The organism is Pseudomonas sp. Pseusp49, from assembly GCF_059491875.1.
This window is the reverse complement of record NZ_CP168514.1, coordinates 6,152,242-6,167,796: the sequence shown is the minus strand read 5'-3', so window position 1 is coordinate 6,167,796 and position 15,555 is coordinate 6,152,242. Positions and strand designations below refer to the sequence as shown.

The following is a 15,555-nucleotide window of genomic DNA, read 5'->3' as shown; positions in this document are numbered from 1 at the left end:
TCTGCTCAGAAAAGGTGCGTCATGCAGCCCTTCGTAATTGCTCCGTCGATTCTCTCCGCCGACTTCGCCCGCCTGGGTGAAGAAGTGGACAACGTCCTGGCCGCCGGCGCCGACTTCGTGCACTTCGATGTCATGGACAATCACTACGTACCGAACCTGACCATCGGCCCGATGGTCTGCTCGGCACTGCGCAAGTACGGCGTGACCGCGCCGATCGACGCGCACCTGATGGTCAGCCCGGTGGACCGCATCGTCGGCGACTTCATCGAAGCCGGTGCGACCTACATCACCTTCCACCCGGAAGCCACCCAGCACGTCGACCGCTCCCTGCAACTGATCCGTGAAGGCGGCTGCAAGTCGGGCCTGGTGTTCAACCCGGCGACCCCGCTGGACGTACTCAAGTACGTGATGGACAAGGTCGACATGATCCTGCTGATGAGCGTCAACCCGGGCTTCGGCGGGCAGAAGTTCATCCCCGGCACCCTCGACAAACTGCGTGAAGCGCGGGCCTTGATCGATGCTTCGGGCCGTGACATTCGCCTGGAAATCGACGGCGGCGTGAACGTGAGCAACATTCGCGAAATCGCTGCTGCCGGTGCTGACACCTTCGTCGCCGGTTCGGCCATCTTCAATGCGCCGAACTATCAGGAAGTCATCGACAAGATGCGCTCCGAACTGGCGCTGGCTCGCCCATGAGTGGCTTTGAGCAGCTGTTCCCGGGGCAATTGCCACGGCTGGTGATGTTCGATCTGGACGGCACGTTGATCGATTCGGTCCCGGACCTGGCAGTGGCTGTGGACAAGATGCTGCTCAATCTCGGTCGCCAACCCGCCGGCCTGGAAGCGGTACGCGAATGGGTCGGTAATGGCGCGCCGGTACTGGTGCGTCGCGCGCTGGCCGGCGGCATCGATCATTCGGCGGTCGATAACGCCGAGGCCGAACGGGCGCTGGAGTATTTCATGCAGGCCTATGGCGAGAGCCATGAGCTGACGGTGGTTTACCCCGGCGTGCGCGATACCCTCAAATGGCTGCAAAAGCAGGGTGTCGAGATGGCGCTGATCACCAACAAGCCGGAGCGATTCGTCGCGCCGCTGCTGGACCAGATGAAGATCGGCCGTTATTTCCGCTGGATCATCGGCGGCGACACCCTGCCACAGAAAAAGCCCGATCCGGCCGCGCTGTTTTTTGTGATGAAAATGGCCAACATTCCGGCTTCGCAGTCGTTGTTCGTCGGCGATTCACGCAGCGATGTGCTGGCGGCGAAAGCGGCGGGGGTCAAGTGTGTGGCCCTGAGCTACGGCTATAACCATGGGCGGCCGATCGCCGAAGAATCGCCGGCGCTGGTGATCGACGACCTGCGCAAACTAATTCCCGGTTGCCTGGATCCGGCCGCTGAGATAACGTTGGCCGACGCTGTCAAACCCCCTTCTGGAAACGCCATCGTGGTGGTCACTCGCAAACTCTGGATGAAAGTCATCAAGGCCCTGGCCCGCTGGCGTTGGCGCGCCTGACTTGATCCTGGCCGGTTTCCGGCGCGTTTGCATACCTGACCGTTCGACCCTCAATCCACGAGGCACCTCATGATCCGCGAAGAATTCCTGCGTTTGGCCGCTGCCGGCTACAACCGCATTCCGCTTGCCTGCGAAACCCTGGCCGACTTCGACACGCCGCTGTCGATCTACCTGAAGCTGGCCGACGAGCCCAATTCCTACTTGCTGGAGTCCGTGCAGGGCGGCGAGAAGTGGGGCCGTTACTCGATCATCGGCCTGCCGTGCCGCACCGTGCTGCGGGTTCACGACCATCACGTCAGCGTGACCGTCGACGGCGTCGAGACCGAAAGCCACGACGTGGAAGACCCGCTGGCCTTCGTCGAAACCTTCAAGGCCCGCTACAACGTGCCGACCATTGCCGGCCTGCCGCGTTTCAACGGCGGCCTGGTGGGCTACTTCGGTTATGACTGCGTGCGTTATGTGGAGAAGCGTCTGGGCAAGTGCCCGAACCCGGATCCGCTGGGCGTGCCGGACATTCTGCTGATGGTCTCCGACGCCGTCGTGGTGTTCGACAACCTTGCTGGCAAGATGCACGCCATCGTGCTGGCCGACCCGGCGCAGGAAGATGCCTTCGAGCAAGGCCGCGCGCGCCTGGAAGAGCTGCTGGAAAAGCTGCGCCAGCCGATCACCCCGCGCCGTGGCCTGGACTTCAGCCAGCAACAATCGGCTGACCCGGTATTCCGCTCCAGCTTCACCCAGGACGATTACGAAAAAGCGGTCGATACCATCAAGGAATACATCCTGGCCGGTGACTGCATGCAGGTCGTGCCGTCCCAGCGCATGTCGATCGACTTCAAGGCCGCGCCGATCGATCTGTACCGCGCGCTGCGCTGCTTCAACCCGACGCCTTACATGTACTTCTTCAACTTTGGCGACTTCCACGTCGTCGGCAGTTCGCCGGAAGTGCTGGTGCGGGTCGAAGACAACCTGATTACCGTGCGCCCGATCGCCGGCACCCGTCCACGCGGGGCCAATGAAGAAGCTGATCTGGCGCTGGAAAAAGACCTGCTGTCGGACGACAAGGAAATCGCCGAACACTTGATGCTGATCGACCTCGGTCGCAACGACACCGGTCGCGTCTCGGAAATCGGCTCGGTGAAGCTCACCGAGAAAATGGTCATCGAGCGTTACTCCAACGTGATGCACATCGTGTCCAACGTGACCGGGCAACTAAAGGCCGGGTTGACGGCAATGGACGCACTGCGGGCGATTCTGCCGGCGGGCACCTTGTCTGGCGCACCGAAGATTCGCGCGATGGAAATCATCGACGAACTGGAGCCGGTCAAGCGTGGCGTCTACGGCGGTGCGGTCGGTTACTTCGCCTGGAACGGCAACATGGACACCGCGATTGCGATCCGCACGGCGGTGATCAAGAACGGCGAGCTGCACGTGCAGGCCGGTGGCGGCATCGTCGCCGACTCGGTGCCGGCATTGGAATGGGAAGAAACCCTGAACAAGCGCCGCGCAATGTTCCGCGCCGTGGCCCTGGCCGAACAAACCCCGAACACCTGAGTTCACCGCTAGCCCTGTGGCGAGGGAGCTTTTGTGGCGAGGGGGCTTGCCCCCGTTGGGTCGCAAAGCGGCCCCTGCATTCGTTCGGGCGACAGCGTTTACGACTGCTTCGCAGCCGAACGGGGGCAAGCCCCCTCACCACAATAAGTGTTCCACATAAAAAAACGCGGCGCCTGTAAGGGCGCCGCGTTTTTTATTGCCGGCACATCAGAAGTCCAGCGCAACACCTACGTTGATGCCTTGTTGGGTGAAGTCGTCGTCCCTGCGAATGTTGTAGCTGGCGCGCAATGCCAGGTCGCGGGTGAGGTTGTGGCTCACCCCCAGGTTCACGCGCTGCAAGTGGCTTTGCGGGGTGTAGCCTTCCAGCGTGAACTGGTTGTTCGGCAGGCTGTTGAGGTTGATGCCCACGTCCTGGGTATCGTCGTTGTACTCACGCTCGATTGCCGCCTCGCCGAACACCTGGGTTTGCGGGGTGATCTGGTATTTGCCCTGCAGGCCAGCACCCAGGCGTCGGGAAATCACTTCCTGATCGGCAAAGGTCAGCGCCGTGGAATCGTTGCCGTCCTCCGAGTAGCCGTCGACTTTCGCCTTGGAGAAATCAGCGCTGATAAACGGCGACACGTGCCAGGGGCTGCTGGCTTGCTGTGCAATGTCGTAACCCAGGCGAGCGCTGAAGGCTTCGATGTAGCCGCTGGTATCGCCTTTTTCACTGCGTTCGTTGGCTCCCAACTGGAACTTGCGCTTGAGGCTGTCGTAATCCAGGTGGCCGGCCGTCAACGCCACGTCAGCCCAGACACGGTTTTGCTGGTATTGGGCGAAGGCCGTGCCCAGGTAAGAGTTGAGCTTGTAGTCGGAGTCGTTGCTGCCGCCTTCGAGTTTCTGGTTATAGAAACCCGCCGCCAGGCCAACGCGCCAGGCATCGTCGATGCGGTAGCTGCCCCCGATGTTCAGGTTGGCTCCATTACCGTCGGCACTGACCGCGCTGTCCTGGCTGTCAAAGTCCTGATGCTGTCCGCCGCCAGAAACAATGGCTCGCCATTGGCCGACGCCCTGCCAGTTTTGCCAATCGGCCAGCCACTGGTTGCGCAATTCATCCTGATGCGCACGCAGGGTGCCTTGGGCCATTTCCGGCAGCAATGTCAGCTCCCACGGTGCTGCCAACAGGGAGTACGCGTAGTCGGCAATCAGGCGCTGCCCGGCTTCTGTGGGGTGCACGGAGTCGTTGTAGATCAGTTTGGTCGGGTCAGGCGTGGCGCTGTTGATGCCGTAACGGGCGTTCTCGGTACAACCGTTGCCGCTGAAGCAGGTGGCGATGAGGTTCTGGTCGGTGGCCAGACCAAATTGCGCCGGATTGGCGAACGTCTCTTTGAGCAGTACCGGAATGTTGAGCGGGATGACTTCGGCATTGATGTTCTGCAGTCGGCTTACCAGTTCATTATTGAACTGGGCGCTGAGTTGGGACGTGAACGCTTGCAGCGGGGTACCGTTGAACGCCGGGGTGAAGCCGATATCGGGCAGCAACCAGACCATGACGTATTTGGCGCCGGCGGTTTGCAGTGTCTGCACGCTGTCGGCCAGTCGATCGGCTGCAGCGCTGGCCTGGGGCAAGCTGGTGACGCGACCTTGCAGGAAGTCGTTACCACCACCCGACAGGTAATACAGTGCGTTCGGGTCGGCACGGAAGTTGTTCGACGGCAGGTAGCCGGCGCGGGTGCGTTCGCCGGTGGCGGAAACGCTGGTGATCGAATCCAGGATCTGATCCGTGCGGTAGCCGCCGACGGCCCAGTTGTTGCCGTCGGGCTGGCCGTTGCTGGCGCGCACGGCCGAATTGGATGACGCAGTCTGGTCCGCCGAGAACCCGAGTTTTCCACCCAGTATCTGCGTGGAGTTGAGCGAGCGGACTTCGCCGCTGCCATCCAGATACACCGGCCCCGTCCGGTTGGTAAAGCGCTGCGTCGCCCCGGCAGGTCCGCCGGTGTCGGCAAAGGTCCCGGCGTCGTTGAGGCTGTCCCCGAAGACCACGAAATTTGTATAAGGATTGGGTGCGGCGTTCGCCTGGGCGCATGCCATCGCGAGCAAGCATCCTGCGAGCGGTACAGACAACGACTGTTTGATCATGAGCAAGTCCGTTTATTTATTGTTGTAGTGAACGAAACGACAGTACCAAAAACTTTCGGCCTTTTGCCATCTGTCGCGAAGCCTTTGATAGTTTCGCGGGCAGTACCCCCGGCGATATTGCACGCTCTGCCCAGCTAAGTTACTGTGCCGGGACGTACGAATGAGACCTTCCCCGTGTTGATCATCAGCAAACTCCTGGATCAAGTCATCAAGGCACACGCCCGCTGGCGTTGGCGCGCCTGAATTCTTTTGCCGGCCTCGCCGGACCTGTACCGCTTTGCCTTCTTTACCTGTTTGAAATGCCGCTTTGCTGGCGCTACTCCAGCACCTGACAAAGCGCAGCGCTCTGCGGGTCAATCATTCGAAGGCCATCTTTAAAGTCAGTGAATTCAAGAGGTTCTTAACGCCATGTTGCTGATGATCGATAACTACGACTCCTTTACCTACAACGTTGTGCAGTACCTGGGCGAGCTCGGCTCCCAGGTCAAAGTCGTGCGCAACGATGAACTGACCATCGCTGAAATCGAAGCCCTCAATCCTGAGCGCATCGTTGTGTCCCCCGGTCCTTGCACCCCGACCGAAGCCGGCATTTCGATTGAAGCGATCAAGCATTTCGCCGGCAAACTGCCGATTCTTGGCGTCTGCCTGGGTCACCAATCCATCGGCCAGGCCTTTGGCGGCGATGTGGTGCGCGCCCGCCAAGTGATGCACGGTAAGACTAGCCCGGTATTTCACGAGGACAAGGGTGTATTCGCAGGCCTGAACCGTCCGCTGACGGTGACCCGCTATCATTCATTGATCGTCAAGCGCGAAACCCTGCCCGATTGCCTGGAGCTGACGGCCTGGACCCAGCTTGAAGACGGCTCGGTCGACGAGATCATGGGCCTGCGTCACAAGACCCTGAACATCGAGGGCGTGCAGTTCCACCCTGAGTCGATTCTCACCGAGCAGGGCCACGAACTGTTCGCCAACTTCCTCAAACAAACCGGCGGCACGCGCTAAGGACTCATCATGAATATCAAGACAGCCCTGAGCCGTGTCGTCGATCACCTCGACCTCAGCACCGATGAAATGCGCGATGTGATGCGCGAAATCATGACCGGGCAATGCACGGACGCACAGATCGGTGCGTTCATGATGGCCATGCGCATGAAGAGCGAAAGCATCGACGAAATCGTCGGCGCGGTGTCGGTGATGCGCGAACTGGCGGACAAGGTCGAACTCAAGACCCTCGACGGTGTAGTCGATGTGGTGGGCACCGGCGGCGACGGCGCCAATATCTTCAACGTGTCGACCGCTTCCGCTTTTGTGGTTGCCGCTGCTGGTTGCACCGTGGCCAAGCATGGCAACCGTGCGGTGTCGGGCAAGAGTGGTAGCGCCGATCTGCTGGAGGCGGCCGGCATCTACCTGAACCTGACGCCGGTGCAAGTGGCGCGCTGCATTGACAACGTTGGTATTGGTTTCATGTTTGCCCAGACTCATCACTCTGCGATGAAATACGCCGCCAGCCCGCGTCGTGATCTTGGCTTGCGCACATTGTTCAACATGCTCGGCCCGCTTACGAATCCGGCCGGTGTGAAGCATCAGGTGGTGGGCGTATTCACCCAGGCCTTGTGCCGGCCGCTGGCGGAAGTGTTGCAGCGCTTGGGCAGCAAGCATGTGCTAGTGGTGCATTCGAAGGATGGCCTGGACGAATTCAGCCTGGCCGCACCGACGTTTGTCGCTGAGCTGAAGGATGATCAGATCACCGAGTATTGGGTCGAGCCGGAAGACCTGGGCATGAAGAGCCAGAGCCTGCATGGTCTGGCCGTGGAAAGCCCGGCGGCGTCCTTGGAGCTGATTCGCGATGCCCTGGGCAAGCGCAAGACCGAGAACGGTCAGAAAGCGGCCGAGATGATCATGCTCAATGCCGGTGCCGCCCTGTATGCGGCCGACCATGCCAGCAGTTTGAAAGAGGGAGTTGCACTTGCGCACGATGCGCTGCACACCGGCCTCGCTCGAGAAAAGCTAGAGGAATTGGGTGCATTTACCGCGGTATTCAAAGTGGAGAATGAAGGATGAGTGTACCGACGGTTCTGGAAAAGATTCTGGCGCGCAAAGTTGAGGAAGTGGCCGAGCGCAGCGCTCGCGTCAGCCTCGCCGAGCTGGAAAACCTGGCCAGGATGGCCGATGCACCTCGTGGTTTTGCCAAGGCATTGCTGGCTCAGGCCAAGCTGAAGCAACCGGCAGTCATTGCTGAAATCAAGAAGGCTTCGCCGAGCAAAGGCGTGATCCGCGAGAACTTCGTTCCCGCCGATATCGCCAGAAGCTACGAGAAGGGCGGCGCGACCTGCCTGTCGGTACTCACCGACATCGACTACTTCCAGGGCGCCGATGCGTATCTGCAGCAGGCCCGCGCGGCGTGCCAGCTGCCGGTGATCCGCAAGGACTTCATGATCGATCCCTACCAGATCGTCGAAGCCCGTGCCTTGGGTGCCGATTGCGTGCTGTTGATCGTGTCGGCGCTGGATGACGTGAAAATGGCCGAGCTGGCGGCCGTGGCCAAAAGCGTCAACCTTGATGTGCTGGTGGAAGTCCACGACGGCGATGAGTTGGAACGGGCCTTGAAAACCCTCGATACTCCGCTGGTTGGCGTGAACAACCGCAACCTGCACACCTTCGATGTCAGCCTGGAAACCACCCTCGACCTGTTGCCGCGTATTCCGCGCGATCGACTGGTCATCACCGAGAGCGGCATTCTCAACCGCGCCGATGTCGAACTGATGGAAATCAGCGACGTCTACGCGTTCCTGGTCGGCGAAGCGTTCATGCGCGCCGAAAGCCCGGGTACCGAATTGCAGCGACTGTTCTTCCCCGAGCGCGGCATTCCAGTCAGCGGTTCTACACTCGACTGATTACTCACAGACCGAGTCGCCCCTTTCGCGAGCAAGCCCGCTCCCACATTCGACCGCGATCAAATGTGGGAGCGGCGGTGCGACGATTCGACTTGCTCGCGAAGGGGCATTCGAATTCCCCGAAGATTTCAGCGTTGCGGAGCAGCTTATGACCCAACCGACCCATCTGACCATCGAAGCCGGCCTGCAAGCCGAACAAGATCTGTTGGCCTCGGTTTGCGCCGGCGACGCGGAGTTCGGCCTGCTGTTCTGGCAACCGAGTGATCAGGCATTGGTCATGCCGCGCCGCTTGAATCGCTTGCCGGGTTTCGAGGCTGCCTGTGAAGTATCGGCGGCGGCCGGTTGGCCGGTGCTGCTGCGCGATACCGGCGGCGAACCGGTTCCACAATCCGCCACCACGATCAATATCGCCTTGGTTTACGCGCCACCGCGCAGCGAAGGTGATTTGAACCGCATCGAAACCGGTTACCGGCGCCTCTGCGACCCCATCTGCCAGTTGCTGGATGAATTGGGTGGCTCGTCGTCCCTTGGCGAAATCGACGGTGCGTTCTGCGATGGCCGCTTCAATGTCAATCTCGACGGGCGCAAAATGGTTGGCACCGCCCAGCGCTGGCGCCAGAGTCAGGGTGGTCAGCGTCCGGTGGGCCTGGTGCACGGTGCGATGCTGATGGATAACGACCGGGCGTCAATGGTCGCCGCGGTCAATCGTTTCAACGAGGCCTGTGGTCTGGAACAGCGAGTACGCGCCGAAAGCCACATTGCATTGCATGAGAAGTTCGCGGCGCCCGATGCACTGGCGCGCCTCGACGAACTCTATCGGTTGATGCTGGCACAGATGTTCAGCGGCTAGGTTTTCGAGCTTAGCGCGTGCCGAAGACCACCATGGTCTTGCCTTTGACATCGACCAGGTTGCGTTCTTCCAGATCCTTGAGCACGCGACCGACCATCTCCCGGGAACAACCGACAATCCGCCCGATTTCCTGACGGGTCACCTTGATTTGCATGCCGTCGGGGTGGGTCATGGCGTCTGGCTGTTTGCACAGCTCCAGCAGGCAGCGGGCAACGCGGCCGGTCACGTCAAAAAATGCCAGGTCACCGACCTTGCGCGTGGTGTTGCGCAGGCGTTGTGCGATTTGTCCGCTGAGGACGTAAAGAATGTCCGGGTCCTGCTGGGACAACTCGCGGAATTTTGCGTAGCTGATTTCCGCAACTTCGCATTCGACCTTGGCCCGCACCCAGGCACTGCGCTCCTGCTCCAGGCCGGCTTGCTCAAACAGGCCCAACTCACCGAAAAAGTCCCCGGCGTTCAGGTAGGAAATGATCATTTCCCGCCCGTCGTCATCCTCGATCAGGATGGTAACTGAGCCTTTGATGATGAAGAACAGCGTTTCCGAGCGGTCACCGGCACAAATGATGTTGCTCTTGGCCTGATAGCGGCGGCGCTGGCAATGCATCAACAGCTTGTCGAGGTTCTTGATCTTGGGGTTGGGGGCAATAGCAACCATGGTTGTATCCCGAAAAGACTGCACGGTATGGTTTTTATAAATAGCGAACGCTGGAGTGAGGCTGGCCATGCGCCATTGAATTGGCGTCAGCTTACCAGACACCTCCTGAAATATTCGAGCATTTACCTACAAGGCAGTGGGATATGTCCTAGGACGGCGGGCGCTGTCAATCTCGGGGGCTGTGCTAAGCTGGCGACCCTTTTTTATACAGTGGAGTCTTGGCGATGAAGGCACGCATCCAATGGGCTGGCGAAGCCATGTTCCTCGGCGAATCCGGTAGCGGTCATGTCGTGGTCATGGACGGTCCGCCCGAGGCCGGCGGACGTAACCTGGGTGTCCGGCCGATGGAAATGCTGCTGCTGGGTGTCGGCGGTTGCAGCAATTTCGACGTGGTCAGCATCCTCAAGAAGTCCCGCCAGGCCGTCGAGAGCTGCGAAGCCTTCCTCGAAGCCGAGCGCGCGACCGAAGATCCAAAGGTTTTCACCAAGATCCACATGCACTTCGTGGTCAAGGGCCGCGGGCTGAAAGAGGCCCAGGTCAAACGCGCCATTGAATTGTCTGCCGAGAAGTATTGCTCGGCCTCGATCATGCTCGGCGCGGCTGGCGTGGCAATTACTCACGACTACGAGATCATCGAGCTCGGTTGAATCGACATTCAACTATCATAAAAGCAGTGCAGACTCTGGCGAACACAAGCTGACGTCTGCATAATGCGCCACTTTTTTCAGGGTAGTGGCCCGTCAGCCGACAGGCCTCGCACCCGAACAGACAACCAAAATCGCCATCGCGAAGAGGTGTTAACCGTCCTACGCAGGTGCGTTGTTCGCATCTGACGGGCATGCTTGATCACGCGGCCGGGCCGCAAACACATAGAGAGTTTTTAACGGTGAAAAGCAAACTCAAGCTCCACGGGTTCAATAACCTGACAAAGACCTTGAGCTTCAACATCTATGACATCTGCTACGCGGAAACCCCGCAAGACCAGCAGGCTTACGTCGAGTACATCAATAAAGAGTACAACGCGAAACGCCTGACGCAGATCCTCACGGAAGTTGTCGATATCATTGGTGCCAACATCCTGAACATTGCCAGTCAGGACTATGAGCCGCAGGGCGCCAGCGTCACGATCCTGATCTCCGAAGAGCCGGTAACCCCGACCGACAGTCAGATCGAAGAGTCCCCGGGCCCGCTGCCCGAAATCATTCTGGCCCACCTCGACAAGAGCCACATCACGGTGCACACCTACCCGGAAATTCATCCGGTCAGCGGTATTGCAACCTTCCGTGTGGACATCGACGTGTCGACTTGCGGGGTCATTTCACCGCTTAAAGCGCTCAACTTCCTGATTCACCAGTTCGATTCGGACATCGTGACCGTGGACTACCGTGTGCGCGGCTTCACCCGTGACGTTGAAGGCAAAAAGCACTTCATCGACCACGAGATCAACTCGATCCAGAACTACCTCTCCGATGACACTCGCGACGCGTACCAGATGACCGACGTGAACGTGTACCAGGAAAACCTGTTCCACACCAAAATGCTGCTGAAGAACTTCGAACTGGATAACTACCTGTTCGGTGACGCCACCAGCAACCTGTCCTCTGAGCAACGCGCCCAGGTGACCGAGCGGGTGAAACACGAAATGCTCGAAATCTTCTACGCGCGCAACATGGCGTAAGATTCTCGAACACAAAAAAGGCGACTCCCTCACGGCAGTCGCCTTTTTTATTGCCGAAACGCGGCCCCTGTGGGAGCGGGCTTACCCGCGAAGAGGCCCTCACAGGCAACCGGGATATCAGATCCGATAAGTACTCTTGGTCATCACCTTGGCCATCAGACTCATCCCGAACTTCACCGGCGCCGGAAAGCGGAACCCGCCAGCCTCCAGCGCGCTTTCGGCGTGCTGTTCTTCGTCGATACGCATCTGCTCAAGAATCGCCCGGGATTTCTCATCCTCGGCCGGCAATTGCTCCAGGTGTTCGTTCAGGTGCTTGCACACCTGGTCTTCCGTTGCCGCCACGAAGCCCAGGCTGACTTTGTCGCTGATCAGGCCGGCCACGGCGCCAATTCCGAACGACATGCCATAAAACAGCGGATTGAGGATGCTGGTGTGGCTGCCCAGTTGATGGAGGCGTTGTTCGCACCAGACCAGATGATCGATTTCTTCTTCGGCGGCATGTTCCATGGCGGCACGCACCTGCGGCAGTCTGGCGGTCAGCGCCTGCCCCTGATACAGCGCCTGGGCGCAGACTTCGCCGGTATGGTTGATGCGCATCAGGCCGGCAACGTGGCGCGTGTCTTCGTCGCTCATTTTTGCATCGGGCTGCACGATGGCCGGCGACGGACGGTACGGCTGGCCGCTGAAGGGCAGCAGGGTGCGCATCGCGGCATCGGCTTGCAGCAGAAGGCGGTCAATGGGCGAGTAGTGACGTTGGGTAGTCATGCTGACCTCCGGGGGAATTTCGGCGGCCAGTTTAACCCAATCGGCCGGGGATGGTTTGCGCTGGGTCATTGTGATGCAGAGGCTGTGACAGTGTTGTGATGCCCTTGTGGGAGCGGGCTTGCTCGCGAAGTCGGAGTGTCAGTCAACAAGGATGTTGAAAGTGAGGCCCTCTTCGCGAGCAAGCCCGCTCCCACAGGGGGGGAGGCAGCAATCAGCCCGGCGGCCAGTGCATCTGGCGCTGACCCAGCACGTGCATATGAATGTGGTAGACGGTTTGCCCACCTTCTTCATTGCAGTTCATGACGACGCGGAAGCCTTTTTCGCAACCCAGTTCCAGGGCCAGGCGCTGGGCGGTGAACAGAATGTGTCCGGCCAGTGCCTTGTCGTCTTCCGTCAGGTCGTTGAGGGTGCGAACCGGCTTCTTCGGGATCACCAGGAAATGTACCGGTGCCTGTGGGGAAATGTCGTGGAAGGCCAGTACCTGGTCGTCCTCGTAAATGATCTTCGCCGGGATTTCCCGGTTGATGATCTTGGTGAACAGAGTATCCACAGCTGTTTTCTCCGTTGTTTGGGCTGGCCTGAGTGTACTCATGGCGTATGCCAGCGCCCAGCCTTTTACCTTGAGTTGGATCAGCGCGGGCAGTAAGCCTTGTTGACCATGCCGGCGATTGTGCGCGTCAGCCAGCGTGAGCCGAGCCTTGGCAGGAAGGCGAACCAGCGGTTGCGCCGCCCCGGAATAATGATCGCTTGGTTCTTTTCCAGTGCGCGCACGGTGTAGAGCGCCACTTCCTCGGGGCTCATCAACAGTTTGCTGTTGGTCAGTTTGTCGCTGTCGAGTTGCGCGGTACGGAAGAACGCTGTGCGGGTCGGCCCGGGGCAGAGCACCGAAACCTTGATCGCGCACTTTTTCAGCTCGACACGCAATCCCTCGGAAAAGTGCAGCACATAGGCCTTGCTGGCGTAATAGGTGCTCATCCACGGTCCCGGTTGAAACGCGGCCACCGAGGCCACATTCAGAATCTGCCCGCCACCTTGCAGCGCCATGCTGTTGCCGATGGCATGGCACAGGCGGGTGAGGGCGAGGATGTTCACTTCGATCAGGTCTTGCTCGGTCATCCAGTCCTGGGCCAGAAACGGGCCGCATGTACCGATGCCGGCGCAATTGACCAACAGATCGATCTGCCGGTCGCCTTCTTCCAGCTCCAGCAGGAATCCGGACAGACGCAACGGTTCGCCCAGGTCGCAGGCACGGAACAGCACTTCCACGCCGAACCTTTGGGTCAATTCAATCGCAATGCTTTCCAGCTGATCACGTTGTCGGGCCACCAGAATCAGGCTTCGGCCACGCCGGGCCAGCGCTTCGGCCATTGCCAGGCCGATGCCGCTGGAGGCGCCAGTGATCAGAGCGTAACGGGTCATGCAGTTCTCCATCGCAACAGCTCCGCGCCGCGACGCAGGTGTCACGGGCCAGGAGCGCTGTTCATTCTTTCGCAGAGTCTACAGGGGGCTGGGCCTCTTCGGCTGCATCGTCGGCGGAATTTGGCACCGGTTCGACCTCGATGTCGATTTCATCGGTGGTGACCGAACTGCTGTCGTAGCTGCTCTGGGCGGCGTTTTCGTATTCTTCCTGTATCGCCGAGAGTCCACCGGCCAGGGAGCCGACCAGGATCAGTGCGATGACGACCAGCCACAGCGAAGACAATACTTTGACCGCGGTAGTGTTCGGCGGAGGCGGTGGACCGTAGCGGTTGGCCAGTTCGTTGCCCGGTACAACCATGGTCACGAACGGAAAGAAAGTACCCACAAACGGCACCAGGTTCAGCAACCACAGCCAGCCGGACCAGCCGACATCGTGCAATCGTTGAACGGTGATCTGGATGCTGGCGAAGGCAAATCCGACAAACAGGATCAGGGCCAGCAAGCCGCCCAGGATCAGGCCGGCGGTTGAGTCCGCACCGATGAGGGCCAGAGCGACCAATGCAAACACCCCGCAAACAGCCATCAGCACCAGTGTCAGCACCAGCGTCCAGGCGAGGTAACGCAAGCGACCGATACGGCCATCGAAACTGAATGGCTTGAGCGTGGCGAATTGCGCCACGGCTTCGCCGACGGGTGCGCGAGGCGGAGCGTAGGGAGACTGCGGTTCTGCCAATGCCGCCTGGCTGCTGGCCGGGGTATGGTCATGCACGTCGGCGAGGTTCAACTCGATCGGTGTTTCGGCTTCGATGCGCGCGTCGATACCGGTCTTGCTCAGCGCTTGGAGATAAGTTTGGGCATCGGCCTGCGACAGGTTGCGTTTGAGCGCTACCGGGCGCCCGGTGAACAAACGCTCGATGGCCGTGACATCGCTTTTGAACAATTCGGCGAGATTGAGCTTTGCCGTGGTGATGTCGACACCAGGCAGCAAGGCGCCTTCGAAGATGATCTTGAAACGATTTTCGCCCATGTGCGAGGCATCCTTGTCGCGAGAGGTTGAAAGAAGAAGGTTATGCCAGGGTGAGTGTAAGGCCAGCCGGGCGGGGCTGGCCAAGATTTACTGTCAGCGCGGCCAGCGTTTTGGCAGCTGGGCGGCATGCTCCAGGGCCTGGCGGTACTCGGCGTCGAGGCGTGCAATCAACTGCTCGACACTCGGCAAGTCCTCGATTTCTCCCACGCCCTGGCCTGCAGACCAAACGGTTTTCCAGGCTTTGGCCTCATCGCTGACGGGTTTGAGCTTGGAACCGAAGTTGATCTCGCCCTTGCCCTGCAACGCGGCCATGTCGAAACCGGCGGCTTCCAGGCTCTGGCGCATGAAACTCGCGGGGACACCTGACACGGCTGGCGTATGGATGATGTCTGCGGCTTTGGATGTCAGCAGCATTTCTTTGTAGGCTTCGGGTGCGTGACTTTCGGTCGTGCCGATAAACCGAGTGCCAAAGTAGGCCAGATCCGCGCCGAGCAATTGCGCGGCAAGAATTTCATGCCCGTGATTCAGGCAGCCGGCCAGCAACAGGGTCTTGTCGAAGAACTGGCGGATTTCGGCAATCAGCGAGAACGGGCTCCAGGTCCCGGCGTGTCCGCCGGCCCCGGCCGCCACGGCGATCAATCCATCCACGCCGGCTTCGGCCGCTTTCTCGGCATGGCGACGTGTCGTCACATCATGGAACACCAGGCCGCCGTAGCTGTGCACCGCATCGACCAGTTCTTTCACGGCGCCGAGGCTGGTGATCACGATCGGCACTTTGTGCTCTACACAGATCTCCAGGTCCGCCTGCAAGCGTGGATTGCTGTTATGCACGATCAGGTTCACGGCATAAGGCGCGGGGTTTTCCATTGCCGCCAGTCCGGCTTCGATCTCTTCCAGCCAGGCCTTGAAGCCGCTGCTTTCGCGCTGGTTCAGCGCCGGGAAGCTGCCGACCACGCCCTGACGACAACAGGCGAGTACCAATTGCGGATTGGAAATCAGGAACATCGGCGCAGCCACCACAGGCAGGCGCAAACGTTGTTCGAGCAGAGCGGGCAGCGACATTGGAAGTACCCCGGTGAGTTGTGTC

General features: G+C 59.9%; 16 protein-coding genes. 9 read left to right on the top strand and 7 right to left on the bottom strand.

Features of this window, described 5'->3' with window-relative positions:
• Nucleotides 1–21: 21 nt before the first annotated feature.
• The 3 genes from rpe (at nucleotide 22) to trpE (ending at nucleotide 3,062) form a co-directional block, all read left to right on the top strand.
• A complete protein-coding gene (gene rpe / locus ACEN83_RS27610; RefSeq protein ID WP_116582240.1) occupies nucleotides 22–696 on the top strand; it encodes a ribulose-phosphate 3-epimerase in 675 nt (224 codons plus the stop codon).
• The gene (locus ACEN83_RS27605; RefSeq protein WP_015097053.1) at nucleotides 693–1,511 is read left to right on the top strand and encodes a phosphoglycolate phosphatase; all 819 of its coding nucleotides are present in this window, start codon (nucleotides 693–695) and stop codon (nucleotides 1,509–1,511) included. The genes rpe and ACEN83_RS27605 overlap by 4 nt, the downstream gene beginning before the upstream one ends.
• 69 nt (nucleotides 1,512–1,580) lie before the next feature.
• The gene (gene trpE, locus ACEN83_RS27600) at nucleotides 1,581–3,062 is read left to right on the top strand and encodes an anthranilate synthase component I (RefSeq protein WP_095964072.1); all 1,482 of its coding nucleotides are present in this window, start codon (nucleotides 1,581–1,583) and stop codon (nucleotides 3,060–3,062) included.
• A 207-nt stretch (nucleotides 3,063–3,269) separates the two neighbouring features.
• Here the strand turns inward: trpE and estP are convergent, their stop codons facing one another.
• Nucleotides 3,270–5,180: an esterase EstP gene (gene estP, locus ACEN83_RS27595; RefSeq protein WP_495578894.1), complete on the bottom strand. Its 1,911-nt coding sequence runs from the start codon at nucleotides 5,178–5,180 to the stop codon at nucleotides 3,270–3,272.
• Between the two features lie 408 nt (nucleotides 5,181–5,588).
• On the opposite strand from estP, the gene ACEN83_RS27590 reads away from it, so the two are divergent.
• From ACEN83_RS27590 to ACEN83_RS27575, 4 genes are all read left to right on the top strand, one after another.
• On the top strand, nucleotides 5,589–6,182 hold the full coding sequence (locus ACEN83_RS27590; RefSeq protein WP_007980194.1) for an aminodeoxychorismate/anthranilate synthase component II: 594 nt from the start codon (nucleotides 5,589–5,591) through the stop codon (nucleotides 6,180–6,182).
• 9 nt (nucleotides 6,183–6,191) lie between these two features.
• Nucleotides 6,192–7,241 (top strand): anthranilate phosphoribosyltransferase, encoded by a 1,050-nt coding sequence (trpD, locus tag ACEN83_RS27585; RefSeq protein ID WP_116582238.1) that lies wholly within the window; start codon nucleotides 6,192–6,194, stop codon nucleotides 7,239–7,241.
• Entirely contained in the window at nucleotides 7,238–8,074 is an 837-nt protein-coding gene (gene trpC / locus ACEN83_RS27580) for an indole-3-glycerol phosphate synthase TrpC (RefSeq protein WP_495578893.1), read from the top strand. Before trpD ends, trpC begins: the two co-directional genes overlap by 4 nt.
• A 148-nt stretch (nucleotides 8,075–8,222) precedes the next feature.
• The gene (locus tag ACEN83_RS27575; RefSeq protein ID WP_495578892.1) at nucleotides 8,223–8,924 is read left to right on the top strand and encodes a lipoate--protein ligase family protein; all 702 of its coding nucleotides are present in this window, start codon (nucleotides 8,223–8,225) and stop codon (nucleotides 8,922–8,924) included.
• A gap of 10 nt (nucleotides 8,925–8,934) precedes the next feature.
• Here ACEN83_RS27575 and crp read toward each other — a convergent pair whose 3' ends face one another.
• Nucleotides 8,935–9,579, bottom strand: coding sequence for a cAMP-activated global transcriptional regulator CRP (gene crp / locus ACEN83_RS27570; RefSeq protein WP_102700203.1), 645 nt, complete (start codon nucleotides 9,577–9,579; stop codon nucleotides 8,935–8,937).
• A 224-nt stretch (nucleotides 9,580–9,803) separates the two neighbouring features.
• On the opposite strand from crp, the gene ACEN83_RS27565 reads away from it, so the two are divergent.
• Nucleotides 9,804–10,226, top strand: a complete 423-nt coding sequence (locus tag ACEN83_RS27565) for an OsmC family protein (protein WP_003176451.1) — start codon at nucleotides 9,804–9,806, stop codon at nucleotides 10,224–10,226.
• 239 nt (nucleotides 10,227–10,465) lie between these two features.
• Nucleotides 10,466–11,257, top strand: a complete 792-nt coding sequence (gene speD / locus ACEN83_RS27560; RefSeq protein WP_007980189.1) for an adenosylmethionine decarboxylase — start codon at nucleotides 10,466–10,468, stop codon at nucleotides 11,255–11,257.
• A gap of 117 nt (nucleotides 11,258–11,374) precedes the next feature.
• Here the strand turns inward: speD and coq7 are convergent, their stop codons facing one another.
• The 5 genes from coq7 to ACEN83_RS27535 all read right to left on the bottom strand — a co-directional run bounded on the left by coq7 (nucleotide 11,375) and on the right by ACEN83_RS27535 (nucleotide 15,530).
• A complete protein-coding gene (gene coq7 / locus ACEN83_RS27555) occupies nucleotides 11,375–12,022 on the bottom strand; it encodes a 2-polyprenyl-3-methyl-6-methoxy-1,4-benzoquinone monooxygenase (RefSeq protein ID WP_116582236.1) in 648 nt (215 codons plus the stop codon).
• 211 nt (nucleotides 12,023–12,233) lie between these two features.
• Entirely contained in the window at nucleotides 12,234–12,572 is a 339-nt protein-coding gene (locus ACEN83_RS27550; RefSeq protein ID WP_007980184.1) for a histidine triad nucleotide-binding protein, read from the bottom strand.
• Nucleotides 12,573–12,652: 80 nt separating this feature from the next.
• Nucleotides 12,653–13,441 (bottom strand): SDR family NAD(P)-dependent oxidoreductase, encoded by a 789-nt coding sequence (locus ACEN83_RS27545; RefSeq protein ID WP_033048446.1) that lies wholly within the window; start codon nucleotides 13,439–13,441, stop codon nucleotides 12,653–12,655.
• Nucleotides 13,442–13,502: 61 nt separating this feature from the next.
• Nucleotides 13,503–14,468 carry a DUF805 domain-containing protein gene (locus tag ACEN83_RS27540; RefSeq protein ID WP_495578891.1) on the bottom strand — a complete coding sequence of 322 codons (966 nt, stop codon included), beginning with the start codon at nucleotides 14,466–14,468 and terminating at the stop codon, nucleotides 13,503–13,505.
• Nucleotides 14,469–14,561: 93 nt separating this feature from the next.
• Nucleotides 14,562–15,530, bottom strand: coding sequence for an NAD(P)H-dependent flavin oxidoreductase (locus tag ACEN83_RS27535; RefSeq protein WP_495578890.1), 969 nt, complete (start codon nucleotides 15,528–15,530; stop codon nucleotides 14,562–14,564).
• Between the last annotated feature and the right edge of the window lie 25 nt (nucleotides 15,531–15,555).